Source organism: Armatimonadota bacterium (genome assembly GCA_035527535.1).
Lineage (GTDB): Bacteria > Armatimonadota > Hebobacteria.
In genome coordinates this window covers 16268-36785 of record DATLAK010000191.1, presented here as the reverse complement: position 1 = coordinate 36785, position 20518 = coordinate 16268, and the positions used below count along the sequence as shown (strand labels likewise).

Here is a 20518-nt window from a genome sequence, read left to right as displayed (position 1 = left end):
AGGAGCGCAGCGCCGCTCTGGCCTGCGTCTTCGCCGAGCGCGTCATGGCCCACCTCGTCGCCTGCGGCGTCGCGCTCGACGAGGTCGGCTTCCAGACCGACAACGGCCCCGAATACGCCGGCGGCCAGGGCCGCCACGGCGTGCCCCACGGCTTCAAGCCCACCGTGGAGGCGCGCCTGGTGACCCACAACTTCATCCCGCCCTCAGCTCACACCTACCAAAGCGATGTCGAAACCGCGCACCGGCTGTGCGAGGACGAGTTCTACGATCGCGAGGACTTCGCCGGTCGCGTTCACTTCCTCGATAAGGCCCGCAGCTATTGGCTCTACTTCAACGTCGCGCGCCGCAACGGCTACAAAGGCAACCGCTCGCCGCTGGAGATACTGCAGCAGGAGGCGCCCCAGGTCGACCCGCGCATCACCCTGTGGCGCAGCGTCTTTCTTGAAGACCATTCCCACATCCTGCTGCCAAAGGAGATTCAACGCCTAAGGGGTAAGGATCTACCTGTTCATCCCTCACGCGCGGGTGGGAGCGAAAAGTGGGGATTGCCCTTGGGCGGCGGCCCCACAGTGTGGGGCCGCCGCCTGACTCCGGGCCCTGATCAGTGCCGCGTCTATCCCAGGCCCAGCGGCGGCACGGTGACGGCGCGGCCGGTCTCCAGCGACTCGATGGCCGCCTGGATGACGTTCTGGGCGGCGAGGCCGTCCCGCCCCGAGCCGTCTATTTCGTCCGGCTCGACGTCCGCGCAAATCTGTTCCAGGAAGCGATGCAGGCGGCGGCGGAAGGTGTCGGAGAAGCCGGTCATGCCGCCGCAGATGGGATTGGTGATAACCGTTTTCTCGGGCGAGGCGTGAGGATAGAGCGTGAGCTCCTTGTACATGTCCACCAGGACGAAGCGGCCCTGGGTGCCGGCGACCTCGCAGCGCTCCATGGGGTGGCCGCGGAGGATGTCGTAGCTGCCGGTGAGATGGCCGATGGCGCCGCCGGCGAACTTGACGTTAAACTGCGCGGTGGACCAGATGGCGCGCCCGGGCGCCTTGATGGCAAAGCACTGCACCTGCGCGATGTCGCCGCAGTAGTAGCGCATGATGTCAATCGTGTGGGGGTGCAAGGCCTTGAGGTGGAAGTAGGGTGAGCTTTCGGCGGGATTGCCGATCCACATCGCCATGTTCATGAACAGCGGCGCGCCCACTCGGCCCTCGGCGATCCAGCGCTTGGCCGTGACCGCCGCCGGAGTGAAACGGTGGTTGAGGTTGGTGCCGAGGCAAACGTTTCGCTCCCGCGCCTTGAGCACCATCTCGCGCGCGCGCGGCACCTCGTTGCTCAGGGGTTTCTCGCACAGCACGTGGCAGCCGCGTTCCAGCGCCTGCATGGTCGGCAGGTAGTGGTCGCTGCCGTACTCGTATCCGCCGGTGGCCACGCTCACCACCTGCGGGCGCAGCGCCTCCAGCATCGCCGCCGCGTCGTGGAACCCCGGCACTCCCAGCCGCGCAGCCGCCGCATCGGCGCGCTCGGGGATGAGGTCGCACACCCCCGCCAACTCGGCCAGTGAATCCTCGCGATAGATGTCGGCATGGCGGTTGCCGATGGGCCCCATGCCAATGACACAAACCCTAAGCATCACCGTTCACCCGTGGCGCCGGCGGTTGTTGGGCCGGGGGCGCTCACCTCCACCACTGCCCCCGTCTCCAGCGACTTGAGCCCAGCCTCCACCGCCAGCTGCGCGGCGAGCGCATCGTGCCCCGAGCCCTCGATGCCGGCGGGAGCACCGCCCGCGAGCTGCTCCAGCAGGCGGCTGATGCGGCAGTGGTACGTATCGTCGTAGCCCCCCAGCCCGCCGAAGATGGAGTTGGTGTAGGTGGTCTTCTCTTCGTCGGCGTGCGGGAAGAGCGTGGCTTCCTCGTAGATGTTCTCGATCACCAGGCGCGCGGTGGTGCCGGCGACCTCGCAGCACGCCAGCGGATGGTGCGCCGCCATGTCGCGGCTGACGGTCAGGTGACCGACGACGCCGGCCGCGAGTTCGAGGTTGACTTGCGCGGATGACCACTCGGCGCGCCCGGGCGCGCGGGCGGCGAAGCAGTGCAGGCGCGTGATATCCCCGCACAGCCAGCGGGTGAGATCGAGGCCATGGTGGGCGAGCTGCCACAAAGTGCGCTCGCCGCACAGCCCCTGCTCCGGCGCGCACCACAGGGCGAGGTTGGCGAACAGGGGCGTTCCCAGCCGGCCCTCGGCGAGCCAGCGCTTGGCCCTGAGCGCCGCCGGGGTGAAGCGCAGGTTGAAGTTGACCGCCAGGTGCCGCCCGCGCACCGTCGCCGCGGTCACCAGCTCGCGGGTCTGGCCGGCGCCGGGCGCTGGCGGCGCCTCGCACAGAACGTGGCACTCGCGTTCCAGCGCCTGCAATGCCACTGCCGCCGAATCATCACCCGCGCAGACGCTCACCAGGTCGGGGCGCAGGGCGTCGAGCATCTCCCCCGCGTCGCCGAATGCCTCCGCCCCCAGGCGCGACGCCGCCGCGCGCAGGCGCTGCGGGTTGCTGTCGCACACCCCCACCAACTGTGCCCGCTTATCCCGCCGATAGGCGTCGGCGTGCAGATTGCCGGCAGGGTCCAGACCGATCACGCATACTCGTAGCATGGCTCAAGCTCGAAGTCCGACAGAGTTGACGACGTTTTGGCTCACTCGCGCCCGGCAGGCGGTTTCGCGCTGACGGGCGCAGCGCCGCGGGTGACGAACGCACGGCGCGGATCAGGTCACACCCGTGAGCAGCTTGAAGACGCAGTAATCGCCGCACATAGTGCAGGTGCCGGCGGGCACGTCGCCCGTGCGCCCATGCAGCTCGCGGGCGCGCGCGGGGTCAATCGCCAGCTCGAACTGACGCGGCCAATCGAGGGCGCGGCGGGCGCGCGCCATCGCGTCATCCCAGGCGCGGGCGCGGGCGCCCAGGCGGACGACGTCGGCGGCATGGGCGGCGATGCGGGCGGCGATGACGCCGTCGCGCACCTCCTGGGGGCCGGGCAGCGCCAGGTGCTCCGAGGGCGTGACATAGCACAGGAAGTCGGCCCCGGCCATGCCCGCCAACGCGCCGCCGATGGCCGAGGTGATGTGGTCATAGCCCGGAGCGACATCGGTCACCAGCGGGCCGAGCACGTAGAATGGCGCGCCCTTGCACACTTGCTTTTGCAGGATGACGTTGGCCGCCACCTGGTCCAGGGGCACGTGCCCCGGCCCCTCCACCATCGCCTGCACCCCGGCCGCGCGCGCGCGTTCGACCAGCTCCGCCAGCACCACCAGCTCCTCCACCTGGGCGCGGTCGGTGGCGTCGGCCAGGCACCCCGGGCGCAGGCCGTCGCCCAGGCTCAAGGTCACATCGTGGCGGCGCGCGATGTCGAGCACGCGGTCGAACTGTTCGTAGAGCGGGTTCTCGCGGTCGCTGGCCTTGATCCAGCAGGCGAGGAAGGCCCCGCCGCGGCTGACGATGCCGGTGAGACGCCCCGACTGCTCGATGTAGGAGACGATGGCGCGGGTGACGCCGCAGTGCAGGGTCAAGAAGTCCACGCCGTCGGCGGCGTGGCGCTCGATGACGGCGAAGAGGTCATCGGGGTTCATGGCGCGGATGCTGCCGCCGCTGCTGATGGCCGCGATCGCCGCCTGGTACACGGGTACCGTGCCCAGCGGCAGCGGGCACTGGTCGAGCATGGCGCGGCGCACCGCGTCGGGGTCGCCGCCGGTGCTGAGGTCCATCACCGTGTCGGCGCCGGCGTCCATCGCCGCTTGCAGCTTCTGCATCTCCAGCTCCAGCGCGGGCTGGCCCGAGGAGGTGCCGAGGTTGGCGTTGACCTTGATGCGCAAACCGGCGCCGATGCCGCGCGGGTCGAGCGCGCGGTGGGCGGGGTTGGCGGGTACGACGATGGTGCCGGCGGCGATGCCGGCGGCGATGGTTTCCGGTTCCAGCCCTTCCTGGCGGGCGACCTCCGCGACTTCGCGCGTGACCTGGCCCGCGCGCGCGGCTTCAACCTGGGTCATCATTCTGCGGTCACCTATGTGCTCTGCTCGATGGCGCGTACCAACTGGCGCGCCGCCGCCTCCATGTCATCGGCGCGGCTGATGGCCGTGATCACGGCGGCGCCGGCGGCCCCGGCGCGCATGACCGCGGCGACGTTGGCGGCGGTGATGCCGCCGATGCCGATGATGGGCAGCGCGACCGCCCGGCGCATCTCCGCCAGCCGCTGCGGGCCCACCGGAAGTCCGGCGTCGGGCTTGGTCTCGGTGGCGAACATGGCGCCCACGCCGAGGTAGTCCGCGCCCTCCGCCACCGCCTGTCGCGCCTCATCCACGGTTGACGCCGACGCGCCGATGATGAACCGCCGCTCGCTGCCCTTCGCTGCGCGCCGGGCGGCGGCGACGGGCAGGTCCTCCGGTCCCAGGTGCACGCCGTCGGCCTGCGCCGCCAGCGCCACGTCGAGGCGGTCATTGACGATCAACAGCGCGCCCGCCGCCGTGCACACCGCGCGCAGTTCCGCGGCGGTCGCCAGCAGTTCCCGCACCGACATCTCTTTGTCGCGGAACTGGATCGCCCGCGCGCCGCCCGCAAGCGCGGCGCGCGCGACATCGGCGTGGCCGCGGCCCTGCCATCGCTCGGTGACGACGTAGAGCCCGTATGTGCCCGGCAACCGTTTTCTCGACACCGCTTGATCGCGCGCCCTCATCCCTAGAATATTCGCCGCCGGCGATGGTTTGACCTGTCAGGTGCGGCAAACCAGGTGCCAGTGTCGCCGTGGTGGGCCTGCGGGGCGTTACTGCGGGGCGGTGTGCCGGCCAGGCGGGCCGCGAACCGCTCGATGGTGCGCGTCAGGCCCTCCTGCGCGGTCGCGCCGGGGGCGTAGCCGAGCAGCTTGCGCGCCCGGGTCAGGTTCGGGCGGCGAACCTTGGGGTCGTCCGCGGGCGCGTTCGCGCACCGCGGGGATGGCCGTTGGCCGCGCCTTTACATGTACATGTCGGTGCTGACGGCGTAGCAGCGCGCGCCTTGGAGGGTGCTGCCAGCCTTCAGGCGTTGCCGGCCAGGCGGTAGAGCTCCATCGGGTTATCGAAGAACCACCTGCGGGCGACGGCGATGGCCTGCGCCTCGGTCATCAGCCCCGCGTCCACGCGGCGCCCCAGCACCATCGCAATGTTCTCCCGCGCCATCACCAGGTGTCCGTACACCTTCTCCACCGGCGTGACGTAGTCGCCGCCGAACGCGGTGAGCTTGTTGACCGGCACCAGGTCCATGTACTCGTCCAGCGCCGAGCGCGCCATCACCGGCGAGATGATGTGGCTCCAGCACAGGTTGAGCCAGACGTGGGGGAAGTTCTTGGCGATGACGCCGGTGGTGCGCACCTCCGGCATGCCCATGTGGTAGAGATCGAAGCGCGTCTGCGGATTGCGCACGAAGATGGGGATCAAGTGCTGCACCGCCATCTCGCGGAAATCGCCCCACATGCCGGCGTGCGCGGCGACCGTGAGGTCCCGCCGCGCGGCCACCTGCAGCAGGTGCTCGGTGACGTAATCGCGCAGCGGGTTCATCACCGGGAGCTGCGCGTGGGCATCGCGGCGTAAGCTCTCGAACGCCGCCGTGGCCTCGGCCCGGTCGGGCACGCCGTAGGGCTGCGAGACGATCTTGATGCCGACCGCCCCGTTGTCCTGCCAGCGTGCGACGGCCTTCTCGACCACCAGCAGGTAATCGTCCAGGGTCGCCACGGACTCGCCCAGGTCGCGGCCGCACACGGCGAGTTCCTCCCAGGTCCTCGCCGTTGAGAGAGGATCACTGCGCATCACCGGCAGCAGCAAGTCGTCGGCGCGAACGCTGGCCGGGTTCTGGGTCAGCGCATAGCGAATCCGGCACTTGTCGCGGAGCATGCGGTGGTAGATGCCCGGGGTATTCTGCCGCTGCATCGCCTCCGATAGCGGGCGGTAAGTGTCGTCGTTGATGTCATCGAAGCCGTAGAACTCTTGGGCGGCGATGAAGGCCGGCCGCGCGTAGGAGCCGTGGCGGATGTGCTCCAGATAGGGACGCAGCAGTCCCCAGCGGTGATCGAGGGGCAGCTCGGGGTTGAGCATCGCCTCGTAATCCTGGGGCGCCATGCCGGAAGTGATGAGGTCGGTGCGGGTGTACTGGGAGAACAGCGTCAGCGCATCCACCCGCTGGTTGGTGCGCACGTCCTCAGGCGGCAGGTGCTCGTGCGCGTCAATGATCTCGAACTCGGCGAAGGTCCGCACCAGCGCTTGTGCGGTGTCGGGAAGCCTCATGGTGATGCCTCTCTCACGCCGCGATCGGCGCTCGGTCTGTACCTACGACGAGGAGCGGTCCTATTCCTGCGCAAAGGAGGCCGCGGGCGCGGGCGGCCTCATGCGCGCACCAGGCGGTGGCGGATGGCGTAGCGGGTGGCCTGCACGCGGTCGCTGAGGCCGAGCTTGCGGAACAGGTTGGTGATGTGCACCTTGACTGTGCGTTCGCTGATGAAGAGCTTGTCGGCGATCTCGGCGTTGCGGTTGCCCTGGGCGAGCAGGGACAGCACCTCGACCTCGCGCGTGGTCAGCAGGCGGTCGGGAGCCTCGCGGCGGGTGCGGGCGAGGCGGGTGAACTCCTCGAACAGCTTGCCTGTCATCTCACGCTGGAGCCAGGTGCCGCCTTTGCCCACGCTGCGCACGGCGCTCAGGATGAGCGGGGGGTCGGCATCCTTGAGGACGTAGCCCGAGGCGCCGCTTTCGATGGCGTCGGCGAGGCAGACCTCGTCATCGAGACCGGTGAGGACGATGACCCTGGTTTCAGGGGCGCGGGCGTTGGTCTCGCGCAGGACGTGCAGGCCGCCCTCCGGCGGCAAATCGAGGTCGAGCAGGATGATGTCGGGCTTGAGGCCCTCGACCGCGGCCAGCGCTTCCTCCGAGGATCCCGCCTCCCCCACCACGCTGAGATCGTCGTGCTGCTCGAGGAAGACGCGCAAACCGTAGCGATAGAAGTGGTAGTCATCGGCGATCAGGATCCGCACTGGCCGCGGCTTCAGCGCCTGCTTGTCGCCTTGCTTGCTCATGGCTGCCTCCCCGGTCGGTGTGCTGTTCGAAGGTCTTAGCCCTTTCGTGCTGGTTGTATTCCACATTTGGCGCCAAGATCTAGGGCGACAAGCGGATTGGTTGTGGACCCGAATAGTGCTACCATCATCTTGTGACGAAGCTCTGTGGAGGTGCGGGACGATGCGGCGCATAATGGAGCATCTGGCGGCGTACAGCGTGGTGGCGACCGTCATCTGGGTCGAGCTTAGCGGCCACGCCGCGGGCGGGCGCTTATCGCTCGTCATCGCCGCGCTGGCTACGGTGGTGCTCCTGGCGCTGGATATCGAGTGGATCGCCGGCGCGACCCAGGAGCGCCGCGAGGCGGCCGCGCACGCCCGCGCGGTGGTCGAGTCCGAGCGCTTGCGGCGGCGCGCCTACGATCTCTGCGCCAGTCTCCGTCTGGGCTTCGACATCTGCGAGGACTGCTGGGCCTGGCATCCCGAGCGGGCGACCAGGGAGCTCGACCGACTGCGGGCGGCCGTGGGGCAGTTCCTCAGCGCGGACCTCAGCACTTCGGGGTAGCCTCGAGCAAGCTGCAATCAATCGGGCGACGGCGTCCGTCCCCGGACCGGGGAGGGGCGCCGTCGCCCACGCCGATCCGCGCGCCCGCTGCGGCCCCGGGCCCGACCCTACGCCGCATTATTCATGTCATTCTGAACGCAGTGAAGAATCTCGCCTCCGCATAGCAGATTCCTCGCGGAGTTTATCCCCTCGTTTGGCTCGGGGCAGGCTCTGAGCGAAGTCGAGGGGCTCGGAATGACAGTATGCGGTCACCTTGCCCTCTTCATTCCCTTACCGCTGAAATGCCGAACAGCGGGCTAGGCCGTTGGCCGCCGTGGCGGGCCGACTCGTCGGCCCTAGCCACTTGTATAGAAGATTCTTCCAGGAGGTGAACCACGGATGAACGCCGATGAACGCAGACCGGACTGGAGGGATGATCAGATCCGCCATCTGGCTAGGCTCTACAGCCGCCACGGCGGTCCGATTCATCGGGCCTAGCCGCGTGTCCATCTGTGTGCATCTGTGGTTGGCTTCTGTTTGTAGGGACAATCTCTATTGGTTCCGGCCAAAGGCCGGGTTAGGAATAATGCGGGCTACGCGTAGGGCAAGGTCACCTTCTCTCCCCCGGCGGCCGCCGACTCGTCGAGCGCGAAGCACACCTCGTGGGTCCGCACCGCGTCGTCGAGGTTGACATGTGATTCGACGTCGTTGAGGATGCAGTCCACGAAGTGGTCTATCTCCCCCTGGAAGGGATGGTGGGTGACATCGCCGCTGTCGGGCAGGATGGTGGGGATGGTCGCGAACTCCTTCTGCCCCGGCAGCATCGTCACCGAGTAGAGGCGGTTATTGCGGATGGCGCCCTCCTTGCCCAGCAGGTCCAGGTTGAAGCTGTAGGGCATGCGCGCCTGCACGCACGAGGAGAGCTTGCCGATGACGCCGTTGTCGAACTTGACGATGCCGACGATCGTCGGCGAGTACTCATAGCCGAAGGCCGGCCCGCTCTCGAACGCGCGCACCTCGGTGATCTCGGCGCCAACCAAGTAGCGGATGGCGTCCACCGCGTGGCACCCTGCCGCCAGGAAGGAGCTGCCGCCCAGGGCCTGTTTGGTGACCCACTCGTACTGCTTGTACCACGGGCCGATCCCGTGCCAGTAGTCCACCTCCGCGTAGTAGAGATCGCCGATGGCGCGCCGCGCCAGCAAGGACTTGATGATGTCGAACAAGGGGTTCCAGCGCAAGACGAAGCTCACCACCGTCTTGACGCCGGCGTCGCTTACCGCTTGCCGCATCGCGCGCAGGTCGGCCAGGTTGAGCGCCACCGGCTTCTCGATGACGATGTGCTTGCCGGCGCGCGCGGCCTTGATCGTCTCCTGCGCGTGGAGCTGGTTGGGGGTGCAGATGGAGATGCAGTCCACCTGCGGGTCGGCAAGCAGCCGGTCGTAGTCGGTGTAGAGCCTGCAATCCAAACCGCACTCGGCCATGCGCGCGCGCGCGCTTTGCTCGGTGCGGCTGGAGATCGCCACCACCCGGCAGTGGGGGTTATGGGCGTAGGCCCGTATGTGCTCGCCGCTGACCCAGCCGGCGCCGTGCACCGCGCAACCCAGCTCCTTCATGTCCGCGCCTCCTCATTCGTCTCGTCGCCTGCCTACAGCTTCCCCAGCTCGGACAGCACCCGCACCAGGGCCTCGCGCTCGGCCTCGGAGGCGGGCAACTGCGGCATCCGCGGCGGCCCCACCGGCTGCCAGGTCAACGCCAGCGCCTCGCGTACCAGCGGAGTCCCGTTGACCCGCCCGGCGCCCAGCAGGGCCTTGAAAAACGGATACATCTTCAGGTGCAGCTCCGTCGCCCTGGCGTTGTCGCCGGCCAGAAAGGCGTCCATCGCGGCGCGCATGAGGTCGCCGATAACATGCGAGCCGCCGCTGACCGTCCCCACCCCGCCCTGGGACAGCACCTGCAGCAGCATGGTGTCGTCGCCGCAATAGACCTCGAAATCATCCGGCGTGCCCAGGATGAAGTCGGAGGTCTGCGTGGGGTTGACGCCGGCCTCCTCCTTGATGGCGACGATATTGGGGAGCTTGGCCAGCGCCGCCACCGTCGGCGGCTCGAGGTTGACGCCGCTGAAAAGGGGGATGTTGTAGAGCATGAGCGGGCGGTCAGTGGCGGCGGCGACTTGCTCGAAGTGCAGGCGCATCCCCTCCTGGGTGGGCTTGGAGTAGAAGGGCGTGACCACCATCACCGCGTCGTAGCCGATGTCGGCGGCAGCCTTGGTGAGCGCGATAGCATGTTTGGTGCAGGCGGCGCCGGTGCCGGCGATGAGCGGGGCGCGGTTGCCGACCGCCTCCTTGACCGCCCGCAAGAGGGCGACGCGCTCCTCCAGGGTCAGGGCGTAGAACTCGCCGGTGGTGCCGCTGACGATGAGGGCGTCGCCGTACTCGCGGTCGAGCACGTAGTTCGCCAATTCGCCGACGCGGTCGTGATCCACGGTGTCATCGTGCATAAAGGGGGTGATCAGGGGCAGCAGCAGGCGGCCGACGGTGTCGCTGAATCTGGGCATGATCTTGCACTCCTTGGCAGCAGTGAAATGGGTATTCGTTGGTTTGTCTTCGCCGTCAGTGGCCGCTGCCCTGCCGGCGCATGGCGCGTCAGCCGCGCAGGGCTCCCGCCTCCCCTGTCGAAAACATCACCCCCAGGGGCTGCGGGGCGCGGATGATCGGAGCATGGGCGCCCCCGCCCGTGACATCCCGGCCGAGGCGGCCAGGCTCCATGGCGCGGGCGCAGCGCCCGGCGACGTGGCACAGTCGCCCCATTGCGGAGGTGCGGCATGAGCCTGCTTGGCATTGATGTGGGCACCACCGGGTGCAAGGCAATCGTATTCGATCTCGACGGCAAGGTGCTGGGGCAGGGCTACCGCGAGTACCCCCATATCTTCCCGCAGCCCGGCTGGGTCGAGATGGACTCGGACGCGGTGTGGGGGGCGACCAAAGAGGCTGTGCGCGAGGCGGTGGCGCGGGCGGGCGCGCGCGACCCGGTGAAGGCCCTCGCCGTCTCCTCCCAGGGCGAAGGGGTGACCGCCATCGGCCGCGACGGGCAGGCGTTGGCCCCCAGTATCGTCAGCTTCGACAACCGCACCACCGCCCAGAGCGAATGGTGGGAGCGCCAGTTGGGCCGGCGCGCGCTCTTCGCCATCACCGGCCAGCCGCTGCATCCCATGTACACCGTCAACAAGCTCATGTGGTGGCGTGACAACGACCCCCAGGTTTTCGCGCAGGCCTGGAAGTTCCTGTGCTACGAGGACCTCACCCTCTACCGCCTGGGGGGCGAGCCGGCGATTGACTACTCGCTCGCCGGGCGCACCATGGCCTTCGACGTGCGCGCCGAGCGCTGGTCGGCGGACCTACTGTCGCGGGCCGGCGTGGAGGCCGAACGCCTGGCCACCGTCGCTCCCAGCGGCACCATCGTCGGGCGCGTGCGCGACGAGGTGGCGCAGGAACTGGGCCTGCCGCGCGCGGTGGCGATCGTCACCGGCGGCCACGACCAGCCCTGCGGGGCGCTGGGCGCGGGCATCGTCGCCCCCCACGTCGCCATGGACGCCACCGGCACCGTCGAGTGCATCACCCCCGCCTTTGCCGAGCTCAACCTGAGCGACGCCATGCTCGAATCGAACTACTCCTGCTACCATCACGTCGTCCCCGGCATGTACGTCACCCTCGCCTTCAACTTCACCGGCGGATCGCTGCTGCGCTGGTACCGCGACACCCTGGGCAAGCAGGAACGCGAGGACGCCGAGGCGGCGGGGATGGAGGTGTACGAGATGATGATCGGGCTGGCGACCGCCGGGCCGTCGCCGGTGATGGTGCTGCCGCATTTCACCGTCACCGGCACACCGTGGCTCGATCCCTACGCCAAGGGGGCGCTGCTGGGGCTGACGCTGGCGACCGGCAAGGGCGACATCATCAAGGGGCTGCTGGAGGGGGTGACCTTCGAGATGCGCCTCAACCTCGAGCACCTGGGGCGGGCGGGGGTCGCGGTCGAGCGCCTGCGCGCCATCGGCGGCGGCGCCCAGTCGCCGACCTGGCTCCAGCTCAAGGCCGACATCTTTGACCGCCCGGTGTCAGCGCTGTCGGTGTCCGAGGCCGCGTGCCTGGGCGCGGCGCTGCTGGCGGGAACCGCGGTCGGGGAATACTCCTCCCTCAACGAGGCGGTGGGGCGCACGGTGCATGTCACCCGCACCTACGAGCCCGATCCCGAGATGGCCGCGCGCTACGACGAGCGCTATGACATCTACCGGTGTCTCTACCCCGCCTTGCGCGACATCGTCCACCGCCTGTAGGCGGGTCAGGCGCGCTCGCCCGCGAGCGCGAATCGGGATTCTCCGCGCCGGCCGCGGGCGGCGGCGCCGGGCTGAAGCCGAAAGGAGACGGTGAGATGGAAAAGGTGCGGCTGGCGCTGATCGGCGCGGGAGCGATGGCCCAGAGCGTGCATTACCCGTCGCTGGCGGAGATGGAGGACGTGGAGTTGGCCGGTCTGTGCGACCTCGACCGCGCGCGCCTGCAGGATACCGGCGACCGCTTCGGCATCGAGGTTCGCAGCCAGGACTACCGCACGCTGATCGAGCAGACCGCCCCCGACGCGGTTTACATTCTGATGCCGCCCCATCAGCTTTTCGATCTGGCGATCCACTGCCTGGAGCGCAAGCTCAACGTCTTCATCGAGAAGCCGCCGGGGGTGACCTCCGTGCAGGCGCGCGGCCTGGCGCGCGCCGCCGAACGCAGCGGGTCGCTGACCATGGTCGCCTTCAACCGGCGCTTCATCCCGGCTGCGCGCGCGGCCAAGGAACGGGTGCAGCAGCGCGGGCCGATAACTCAATGCGTGGCGACCTTCTATAAGAACCAGTTGGGCGGTGCCCCTTACTACGGGGGGGCGATTGACGTGCTGACCTGCGACGCCATCCACGCGGTGGATGCGCTGCGCTGGATGGGGGGCGAGGTGGTCTGCGCGGCGAGCGACATCCGCGCGCTGGAGTCGGACTTCGATAACAGCTTCAACGCGCTGCTGAGCTTCGAGAGCGGGGCCGCCGGCGCGCTGCTCACCAACTGGGCGGTGGGCAAGCGGGTGCACACCCTGGAGATGCACGCCACCGGCATCTCCGCCTTCGTAGATACCGACGAGCGCGCCGTCATCTACCAGGACAACGAGGCCGTCGGCGAGGAGATCTGGAGCCGCGATCTGGCCGGCAGCGACGAGCCCCATAAGCGGCTGGGCTTCTTCGCCGAGAACCGCCACTTCATTGACTGCATCCGGCAGGGGCGCCTGCCGGAAACGCACTTCGGCGACGCCGTGCGCACGATGGAGCTGGTGGACCTGATCTACGCCGCGCGCATGATGTGAGCGCGCAGGGCGCGCGCACCGACCCGGCGGTCAGGATTCCGCATCCGCTTCCTGCGCGGCGGGAGCTTCCTCAGGCGGCGCCGCGGCGGCGGCCTTCGCCGCGGCGGCCGGGTGGGCCCAGGGGTAGTAAACCTCGTCGTAGAGCACCTTGAGGCACGCCACCGTGGGCACGGCGATGATCGCCCCGAAGACGCCGAACAGCGTGCCCAGGGCGATGAAGCCGAGGATGGTGGACACCGGGTGCAATTGCAGCTGGCGCCGCATCACCAGCGGCACCAACAGCGTGTTCTCCACCTGCTGCACGCCAATGAACAGCAGCAGCACCCACAGCGCGCGGATGGGTTCCCCGGCGAGCGCGACCAGGATGGGCGGAATCGCTGACAGCACCGGCCCGACGGTGGGCACCATCTCCAGCACCCCCGCCAGCACTCCGAACAGCACCGCGTAGCGCACCCCCAGCGCCCACAGCCCGATGCCGACCGCGACCCCGATGACGGCGCCGAGGACGATGAGGCCCCGGATCCAGGCGCGCAGGCGGACGGCAAGCAGCGCGCCGATGCGCCGCGCCTGCGCGTCCCACGGCTCCGGTACCACCCCGACCAGGCCGTTGATCAGCGGCCGCGGATTGGCGAGCATGAAGACGACGGTGATGATCAGCAGCAGCGCCAGCATCACCGCCCCGGCCACGCCGACCGCGAACTGCCAGCCCGCGGACACGATGTCCTGCAAGCGCCGCGTCGTCTCACGGGAGACGTCCAGCTCGCTGATGCGCTCCTGGATCCACGGATAGTGGCGCGTGATGTCCTGCAGGCGGGCGCTGATACCCTGCCAGTAGGTGGGGAGGTTGTCCACCAGGTCCGCCGCCTGCCGGGTGAGGGGCGGCAGGAAGACGCCGGCGAAGGCGCCGATCGCCGCCAGGACCAGGGCGAGCAGGACGATAATGGCGACCAGGCGGGGCACCCGGCGCCGCTGCAGCCAGTTGACGGGGTGGCTCAGCGCCAGCGCGACCAGCGAGGCGATGATGAAGAACTGGATCGGCACCCACAGCAGCCGCACGGTGCGGCTGATCAGCAGCAGCACGAAGACCAGGATGACGACGGCGGCGGCGGGCGACAACCGGCGCTGTTCCGGGGGACTCTGCAACGCCCTCACCTCTTTGTGCGCCCCGCGGCGGCGACGGCCAGATTGTAGCCGCCCAAGCCGGAGCCTGTCAATCGAAGGCCGGCCCCGATCAAGCCGGCCCCGATCGCTCACGGTTACCCAGTTTCCGATCAGGCCGCAGCGAGATTCTTCACTTCGCGCGGGCACGCTCCGTTCAGAATGACACCACCAGACCGTTGTCACTGTGAGTGGCTAGGCCCGGAGGGCCGCTGGCTAGGCGGCTAGGTCTGCTCTGCAGACCGCCGTGGCGGTGGCGGAGCCACCTAGCCACCTTGGGCCGCCATCCCGGTCTCTGACCTAGGGACACGGCGGTCGCTCCGCGACCTAGCCGCGTTAGCGAAGGGTCTCGCCTGCGCAATAGCGCAAGGCGGGTAACGGTCAGCCCCGATTGCGATTGACAAGCTCCCGGCGATTCGCTATAATTCCACAATCCGAAGCCAATGGCTTCGGAGTTTTTCTGTTAGCCGTCGCGAGGTTCTCATGCAAGCGCGCACCCGAGCCTGGAGCATCGCCATCATCGTGCTCGTTATCACGTCTTTCCAGATCGTGTTCGAGCCGATCCGCTTCAGCCCGCGCACCAATCCCCTGCGCGCGGAGGAGAAGGTCACGCCCGCCCTCCAGCTCGGCCGGCTCTACCTCTATCCGCCGACGCCGGTGCTCAACCTCGGCCACGACCTGCGCGGGGGCATTCACGTCGTACTCAAGGCCCGCAGCCAGGCGCTGCTGACCTACGAGTTCGACCAGGCGATCGCCCCCCGCGAGGATGACCGGGTCGCGGCCCAGGGCATGTTCGCCGACCTGCTGGCCACCCTCGACCTGGGGTCCCTCCCCTCGGTGGACATCGCCACCAAGTCCATGACGGTGCGCCTGCAGGCCGACAGCAAGCAACAGGCTGACCGCTACCGAGAGCTGATCCTCGCCCGCCTGCAAAAGGGGCTGGGGGAGCGGTACGGCAAGATCAGCGCGCGCAAAGCCGACCTCAAGAGCATGACTCCCACCATGCTGCGCCAGGTCAAGACCATTCTTGAGCAGCGGGTCAACAAGCTGGGCCTGGCCGAGGCGGTGCTGCAGACCCAGGGCGACGACAAGATCATCGTCAAGCTCCCCGGCATCACCGATCCCGAGCGGGCGCTCAACGTCATTCGCAGCACCGCCCAGCTCGAGTTCCGCCACGTCCCGCCCAAGTACGAGCTCAAGGCCGAGCCCGACCCCGACTCCCCCCTGGCGCTCAAGGTCTATTTCACCGACGAGGCCGGCCTGGAGGTGCCCCAGGCGCAGGTGATCGCCGCGTCGCCGGTGATCGTGCGCGGCGATCAACTGCAACCGAACTCGCGGGTGGAGCCCGACGCCTCCGGCTTTCCGGTGGTCAAATTCCACTTCAAGCGGGAGGGCGGCGACGCGTTCTGGAAATTCACCAAGGCGCACAAGGACCACATCTTGGCCATCGTCCTCGACAATGAGATCATCTCGGCGCCGGTGGTGCGTTCCGCCATCCGCAACGACGGCCAGATCGAGGGCATCGGCAGCACCCGCGAGGCGCAGCAGTTGGCGGTGCTGCTCAACTCCGGCGCCCTGCCCATCCCGCTCGACGTGGAGGAGAATCGCACCGTCAGCGCCACCCTGGGCAAGGACTCGCTCACCCGCAGCCTGTGGGCGGGGCTGGTCGGCCTGGTGTTCGTGCTGGCGTTCATGGCTCTCTACTACCGCCTGCCGGGGCTGCTGGCGGACCTGGCGCTCGTGATCTACTGCTTGCTGCTGCTGGCGGTGCTCAAGCTCTTCAACGCGACCCTGACCCTGCCCGGCATCTTCGGCGCCGTCCTTTCCATCGCCACTGCGGTGGACGCCAACGTCATCATCTTCGAGCGCCTCAAGGAAGAACTGCGCTCCCAGAAAACCCTCAAGAGCGCCGTCGAGGCCGGCTTCAACCGCGCCTGGACCGCCATCCTCGACTCCAATGTTTGCAGCATCCTCACCGCCATCGTCCTAATCGGCCTGGGCACCGCCGCTATCAAGGGCTTCGCCATCATCCTGCTCATCGGCGTCGTGTGCAGCCTGTTTACCGCGGTCACCATCACCCGGCTCTTTATCAACATCACCACCAACACCAGCTTCGCCAAGAAGCTCTGGTGGTTTGGGGTGTGATGGGTAGTCCGTGGTGCGCGCTGCGCGGTGCGTCGTCCGCATCACACGGACCACCGACCACGGGCTGCGGACAACGGTTCGGAGGTCATTTTGGTCGAACTATTTCGAGGGCGCAAATGGGACCTGGTGGGCCTGCGCAACTACTGGTTCGCCCTGTCCCTCTTCATCATCGTCATCGGCGTCTACTCTCTGGTCACGCGCGGCCTGGCGTTCGGCATTGACTTTACCGCCGGCGGCCAGCTCACCTACCAGTTAGGGAAGTCGCTCAGCTCGCAGGAAGTGGCTCCGGCGCTTGCCGCTATCCGCAGCGATGTGGAGAAGCTCGGCGCACATGCCGAGATCCAGATCGCCGGCGCCGCCATCGCCCCCAGAAACCAGATCCTGCTCCATCTCCAGACCGCATCTCAGCAATCCGGCGAGATGAACGCCGAAATCCAGGACCAGGCGCGGCAAATCCTGGACCTACTCCAGCGACGCTACCCCGGCGTCGAGCTCGTCTCCACCGAAATGGTCGGGCCGCTCATCAGCCACGAGCTCGTCATCAATGCGATCATGGCGGTGACGGTCGGCTTGTTCCTGGTATCGCTGTGGATCATCATCCGCTACGACTACAAGTTCTCGACCTGCGCCATGGTCGCCCTCGCCCACGACGTGCTCATCCTGATCGGCGCCTTCTCGCTGCTGGGCAAACGCATCGACAGCCCCTTCGTGGCGGTGGTGCTGACCGTCGTTGGCTACTCGGTGCACGACACCGTGGTCATCTTCGACCGCATCCGGGAAAACCTCAAGCTGCGCAAGGGCTCGACTTTCGCGGAAACCACCAACATCAGCCTGCTGGAAACCATGGCCCGGTCGGTCAACACCGGTCTCCCCGCCCTGTTCGCCATTCTCGCGCTTTACCTCCTGGGCGGCGCCACCCTGCGCGACTTCTCCCTCGCCCTGCTCATCGGCATCGCCTCTGGAACCTACTCTTCCATCTTCAACGCCAGCCAGCTCCTCGTCGTATGGAAGCAGCGGGACGAGCGCAAGCGCCGGCCCGCCGGGGCGCGACCCGCGCCCGTCGCGCGCCCTGCCGCGCCGGCCCCGCTCGCCCCGCCTCCGGCGCCGGCCGCTCGCGAGCAGCGCGAAGAGCCGGCGCCCTGGGGCGCCGGCGCCGCCGGGTCCTCCTCCGACGCTGCCGTGCGGGGCAAGGCCAGGCCGCGCAAGAAGGCCACCAAGCGGAAGAAACGCTACTAGACCGCACTATTCACGATACGTTCAGACACTGCGAACACTGCGCGACGAAACATGCGATTGAGGTGAGCAGGTGACCGCAGGCTCGCCATTCCGGTCTTCTCGCCTGTTCCACTGCTCGCCTGCTCTAGCCCGAATCACGGATAATTCGGGCTAGACGCTGGGGGCCGGACGATCCGATGTCCGCGATTATTTCCCGCACCGCAGCACCGGCGGTAACCGGCGCAACTCGTGCTTGCTGGCAGGCCTTATGAACTCGGATAGGCTGGCCGAACAGGGGCAACTCAAGGCGCGGGTTGCCCGTCTGTCGGTGATCTCCAACTCCTTGCTGACGGCCGCCAAGCTCGCGGTCGGGTTGGCCATCGGCTCCATCGCCGTCATCGCCGAGGCGCTCCACTCGGGGGTGGACCTGGTCGCCGCCGCCATGGCGTGGTGGTCGGTGCGCAAGGCCTCTCAGCCGGCCGACGTCACTCACCCCTTCGGCCATGGCAAGTTCGAGAGCCTCTCCGCGATCATCGAGGGCGCGCTCATCTTCGTCGCCGCCGTCGCCATCATCTGGATCGCCGTCGCTCGCGTCATCGCCGGCGGCCGCGAGGTGCGGTTACCCCTCGTCGGGCTCGCCATCATGCTCGTCTCGGCGGCCGTCAACGTGGTCGTCTCGACCGTCCTCTTCCGCGCCGCCGACGAGACCGAATCCCCCGCCCTCGAGGCCGACGCCTGGCACCTGCGCACTGACGTTTACACCAGCCTCGGGGTCCTCGTCGGCATGGGCGGCATCTACCTCGTGCGCGCAGCGGGGCTCCCCGGCGACCATTTCATTGACCCCCTGGCCGCGGTCATCGTCTCCCTGCTCATCAGTCATGCGGCATGGGGCATCAGCCGACGCTCACTCGGCCAGTTGACCGACGCCATGCTGCCGTCGCCCGAGCGTCGGCTGATCGAGCGACTCATCGCCGAGCACTACCCGCAGTTCGTCAACTACCACCGCTTGCGCTCGCGCCGCGCCGGCTCCGAGCGCCACATAGACCTCCATCTCGTCCTGCCCCCCGACACCCACATCTCCGACGCCCACCAGCTGTGCGACCACCTGGAAGAGGACATCCGCCGCGCGCTGCCGAATGTTCACGCGTTGATCCACGTCGAGCCCGAGGGCCACCAAGACTGAGCGCGCGGTCCGTTGCCGCTGGTGCGCGGGCTGCACGGAGCGCGCGCGCCGGACCAAACAGCTCGTGCGACACAGCATCCTTGGCGCCGTCTGGCAGCAGCTCCCCGCGGATCCCGACGCCTGCGCGCGTCTGACCGGCGACCTCGGTCTCGCCCCTCTGGTCGCCCGCGCCCTGGTCGCCCGCGGCATCACCGAGGCCGCCCACGCGCAGACCTACCTGCGCGGCGGCCTCCACGACCTCCACGATCCCTCGCTCATGCGCGACATGTCGCAGGCGGTTGCCGCCCTGCGCCGCGCGATCGACTCCCGTCTGCCCATCCGCATCTACGGCGACTACGACGCCGACGGCATCACCGCCACCGCCCTGCTCGTGCGCGCCCTGTCGGCGCTGGGCGCGACCGTGGACTATTACCTGCCCCACCGCATTGAGGAGGGATACGGCCTCAACGCGCCGGCCGTCGAACAGGCCGCCCGCGAGGGAGTCAAGCTGCTGGTGACCGTGGACTGCGGCATCAGCGACACCGCCGAGCTCGAGCGCGCCCGCGCCCTGGGGCTCGAGGTCATCGTCACCGATCACCACGAGCCCCCGCCCGCGCTCCCTCCCGCCGCCGCCGTCCTCAATCCCAGGCGGCCGGACTGCCCCTATCCCTTCAAGGAGCTATCCGGGGTCGGGGTAGCCTACAAGCTGCTGGCGGCGCTCGCCGCCGACCTCGGTTTGCGCGCGGGCGCGGAGCACGCATTTCTCGATCTCGTCGCCATCGGCACCATCGCCGATGTCGTCCCCCTCACCGGGGAAAACCGCCTGCTGGTCAGGCATGGCCTGGCCGCTCTCAACCAGACGCGCAAGTGCGGCATCGCCGCCCTGCTGCGCGGCGCCTCCATTACTCCGCCCGTCACCAGCCGCAACATCGCCTTCGGACTCGCTCCGCGCCTCAACGCCGCCGGCCGGCTCGACCACGCGCGTGTCGCCGCGGCCCTCTTGCTGACCTCCGATCCGGCCGAGGCCGCCCGGCTCGCCGAGCACGTCAGCAACCTCAACGCGCAGCGCCAGGAGCAGGAACGCCGCGTCCTGGAGTCGGCGCAGGAGCTGATCGCGGCCGAGGTGGACCTCGAGCGCGAGCGCCTGATCCTGCTCGCCCGCGAGGACTGGCACCCGGGGGTCGTCGGCATCGTCGCCTCCCGGCTGGTCGAGCGCCATCATCGCCCGGTGGTGCTCATCGCCCTCGACGGCGGGCGCGCCAAGGGCTCCGCGCGCAGCATCCCGGGGTTCCACATGTACGAAGCCCTCTGCCGCTGCTCGTCGCTGCTCGACGACTTCGGCGGTCATGCCTTGGCCGCGGGGCTGTCTGTCGCGCCCGAGAACGTCGGCTCGCTCCGCGACCAGTTGCTCGCCCATGCGGCCGCGACTCTGGGCCCCGAGGATCTCGTTCCCCGGACCCCATTTGACGCCTGGGCGCAGCTCGCCGACCTGAGCCTGGAGGTCGTCGCCGAGCTGGACAACCTGTCCCCCTTCGGCGCCGGCAATCCGCGCCCCCTGATCGCAATCGGCGACATCACCGTGCAGGCGCGCGAGACCTGCGGGGGGGACCACCAGCACCTGCGTCTGACCTTCGGGGACGGGGCCCAGTCGGCGCACGCCATCTGGTTTGGCGGCGGACACCTGGCCGACCGCATCCCGCCTGGGGCCGCGGTGGATGTCTGCGCCGCACCCGAGATAGACGAATGGAACGGTCGCCGTGCGCTCTCGCTGAGAATGTGCGACCTGGCCCTGTAGCGACCCCGCGGGGTCATCGCTCGCGCCGGGGTCAGCGAGCCGCGGCGGCAGCGCGCTCAAGCGATCTC

Annotated in this window: 18 protein-coding genes; 7 read left to right on the top strand and 11 right to left on the bottom strand. The window is 68.6% G+C overall.

What is annotated here, in order from left to right; translation table 11 throughout:
• From VM221_14410 to VM221_14375, 8 genes are all read right to left on the bottom strand, one after another.
• The coding region (locus VM221_14410; GenBank protein ID HUT76016.1) for a fused response regulator/thioredoxin-disulfide reductase at nt 1-188 on the bottom strand (188 nt) is incomplete at its 3' end.
• A gap of 15 nt (nt 189-203) precedes the next feature.
• Complete coding sequence (locus tag VM221_14405) at nt 204-452, bottom strand: hypothetical protein (protein ID HUT76015.1); 249 nt, start codon at nt 450-452, stop codon at nt 204-206.
• A 161-nt stretch (nt 453-613) separates the two neighbouring features.
• On the bottom strand, nt 614-1621 hold the full coding sequence (locus VM221_14400; protein HUT76014.1) for a Gfo/Idh/MocA family oxidoreductase: 1008 nt from the start codon (nt 1619-1621) through the stop codon (nt 614-616).
• On the bottom strand, nt 1621-2634 hold the full coding sequence (locus tag VM221_14395) for a Gfo/Idh/MocA family oxidoreductase (GenBank protein ID HUT76013.1): 1014 nt from the start codon (nt 2632-2634) through the stop codon (nt 1621-1623). The genes VM221_14400 and VM221_14395 overlap by 1 nt, the downstream gene beginning before the upstream one ends.
• Nucleotides 2635-2745: 111 nt before the next feature.
• Nucleotides 2746-4023 (bottom strand): phosphomethylpyrimidine synthase ThiC, encoded by a 1278-nt coding sequence (gene thiC / locus VM221_14390; protein ID HUT76012.1) that lies wholly within the window; start codon nt 4021-4023, stop codon nt 2746-2748.
• Between the two features lie 14 nt (nt 4024-4037).
• Nucleotides 4038-4706 carry a thiamine phosphate synthase gene (thiE, locus tag VM221_14385; GenBank protein HUT76011.1) on the bottom strand — a complete coding sequence of 223 codons (669 nt, stop codon included), beginning with the start codon at nt 4704-4706 and terminating at the stop codon, nt 4038-4040.
• 337 nt (nt 4707-5043) lie between these two features.
• Nucleotides 5044-6285, bottom strand: coding sequence for an amidohydrolase family protein (locus tag VM221_14380; protein HUT76010.1), 1242 nt, complete (start codon nt 6283-6285; stop codon nt 5044-5046).
• Nucleotides 6286-6383: 98 nt separating this feature from the next.
• Nucleotides 6384-7067: a response regulator transcription factor gene (locus VM221_14375; GenBank protein HUT76009.1), complete on the bottom strand. Its 684-nt coding sequence runs from the start codon at nt 7065-7067 to the stop codon at nt 6384-6386.
• A gap of 160 nt (nt 7068-7227) precedes the next feature.
• Between VM221_14375 and VM221_14370 the strand changes: the two genes are divergently transcribed.
• Nucleotides 7228-7608, top strand: a complete 381-nt coding sequence (locus VM221_14370) for a hypothetical protein (protein ID HUT76008.1) — start codon at nt 7228-7230, stop codon at nt 7606-7608.
• A gap of 572 nt (nt 7609-8180) precedes the next feature.
• On the opposite strand, the gene VM221_14365 is transcribed toward VM221_14370, so the two are convergent.
• A complete protein-coding gene (locus VM221_14365) occupies nt 8181-9200 on the bottom strand; it encodes a Gfo/Idh/MocA family oxidoreductase (protein ID HUT76007.1) in 1020 nt (339 codons plus the stop codon).
• Nucleotides 9201-9232: 32 nt separating this feature from the next.
• Nucleotides 9233-10141, bottom strand: coding sequence for a 4-hydroxy-tetrahydrodipicolinate synthase (gene dapA, locus VM221_14360; GenBank protein HUT76006.1), 909 nt, complete (start codon nt 10139-10141; stop codon nt 9233-9235).
• 267 nt (nt 10142-10408) lie between these two features.
• On the opposite strand from dapA, the gene VM221_14355 reads away from it, so the two are divergent.
• Together VM221_14355 and VM221_14350 are read left to right on the top strand one after the other, a co-directional pair.
• Nucleotides 10409-11917 carry an FGGY-family carbohydrate kinase gene (locus tag VM221_14355; protein HUT76005.1) on the top strand — a complete coding sequence of 503 codons (1509 nt, stop codon included), beginning with the start codon at nt 10409-10411 and terminating at the stop codon, nt 11915-11917.
• Between the two features lie 95 nt (nt 11918-12012).
• A complete protein-coding gene (locus VM221_14350) occupies nt 12013-12975 on the top strand; it encodes a Gfo/Idh/MocA family oxidoreductase (protein HUT76004.1) in 963 nt (320 codons plus the stop codon).
• Between the two features lie 30 nt (nt 12976-13005).
• Here VM221_14350 and VM221_14345 read toward each other — a convergent pair whose 3' ends face one another.
• Nucleotides 13006-14118, bottom strand: a complete 1113-nt coding sequence (locus tag VM221_14345) for an AI-2E family transporter (protein HUT76003.1) — start codon at nt 14116-14118, stop codon at nt 13006-13008.
• Nucleotides 14119-14616: 498 nt separating this feature from the next.
• Between VM221_14345 and secD the strand changes: the two genes are divergently transcribed.
• The 4 genes from secD to recJ all read left to right on the top strand — a co-directional run bounded on the left by secD (nt 14617) and on the right by recJ (nt 20450).
• Nucleotides 14617-16278 (top strand): protein translocase subunit SecD, encoded by a 1662-nt coding sequence (gene secD / locus VM221_14340; protein ID HUT76002.1) that lies wholly within the window; start codon nt 14617-14619, stop codon nt 16276-16278.
• Nucleotides 16279-16368: 90 nt separating this feature from the next.
• A complete protein-coding gene (gene secF / locus VM221_14335; protein HUT76001.1) occupies nt 16369-17514 on the top strand; it encodes a protein translocase subunit SecF in 1146 nt (381 codons plus the stop codon).
• A 247-nt stretch (nt 17515-17761) separates the two neighbouring features.
• Complete coding sequence (locus VM221_14330; protein HUT76000.1) at nt 17762-18676, top strand: cation diffusion facilitator family transporter; 915 nt, start codon at nt 17762-17764, stop codon at nt 18674-18676.
• A 64-nt stretch (nt 18677-18740) separates the two neighbouring features.
• A complete protein-coding gene (recJ, locus tag VM221_14325) occupies nt 18741-20450 on the top strand; it encodes a single-stranded-DNA-specific exonuclease RecJ (GenBank protein ID HUT75999.1) in 1710 nt (569 codons plus the stop codon).
• Nucleotides 20451-20518 lie beyond the last annotated feature (68 nt).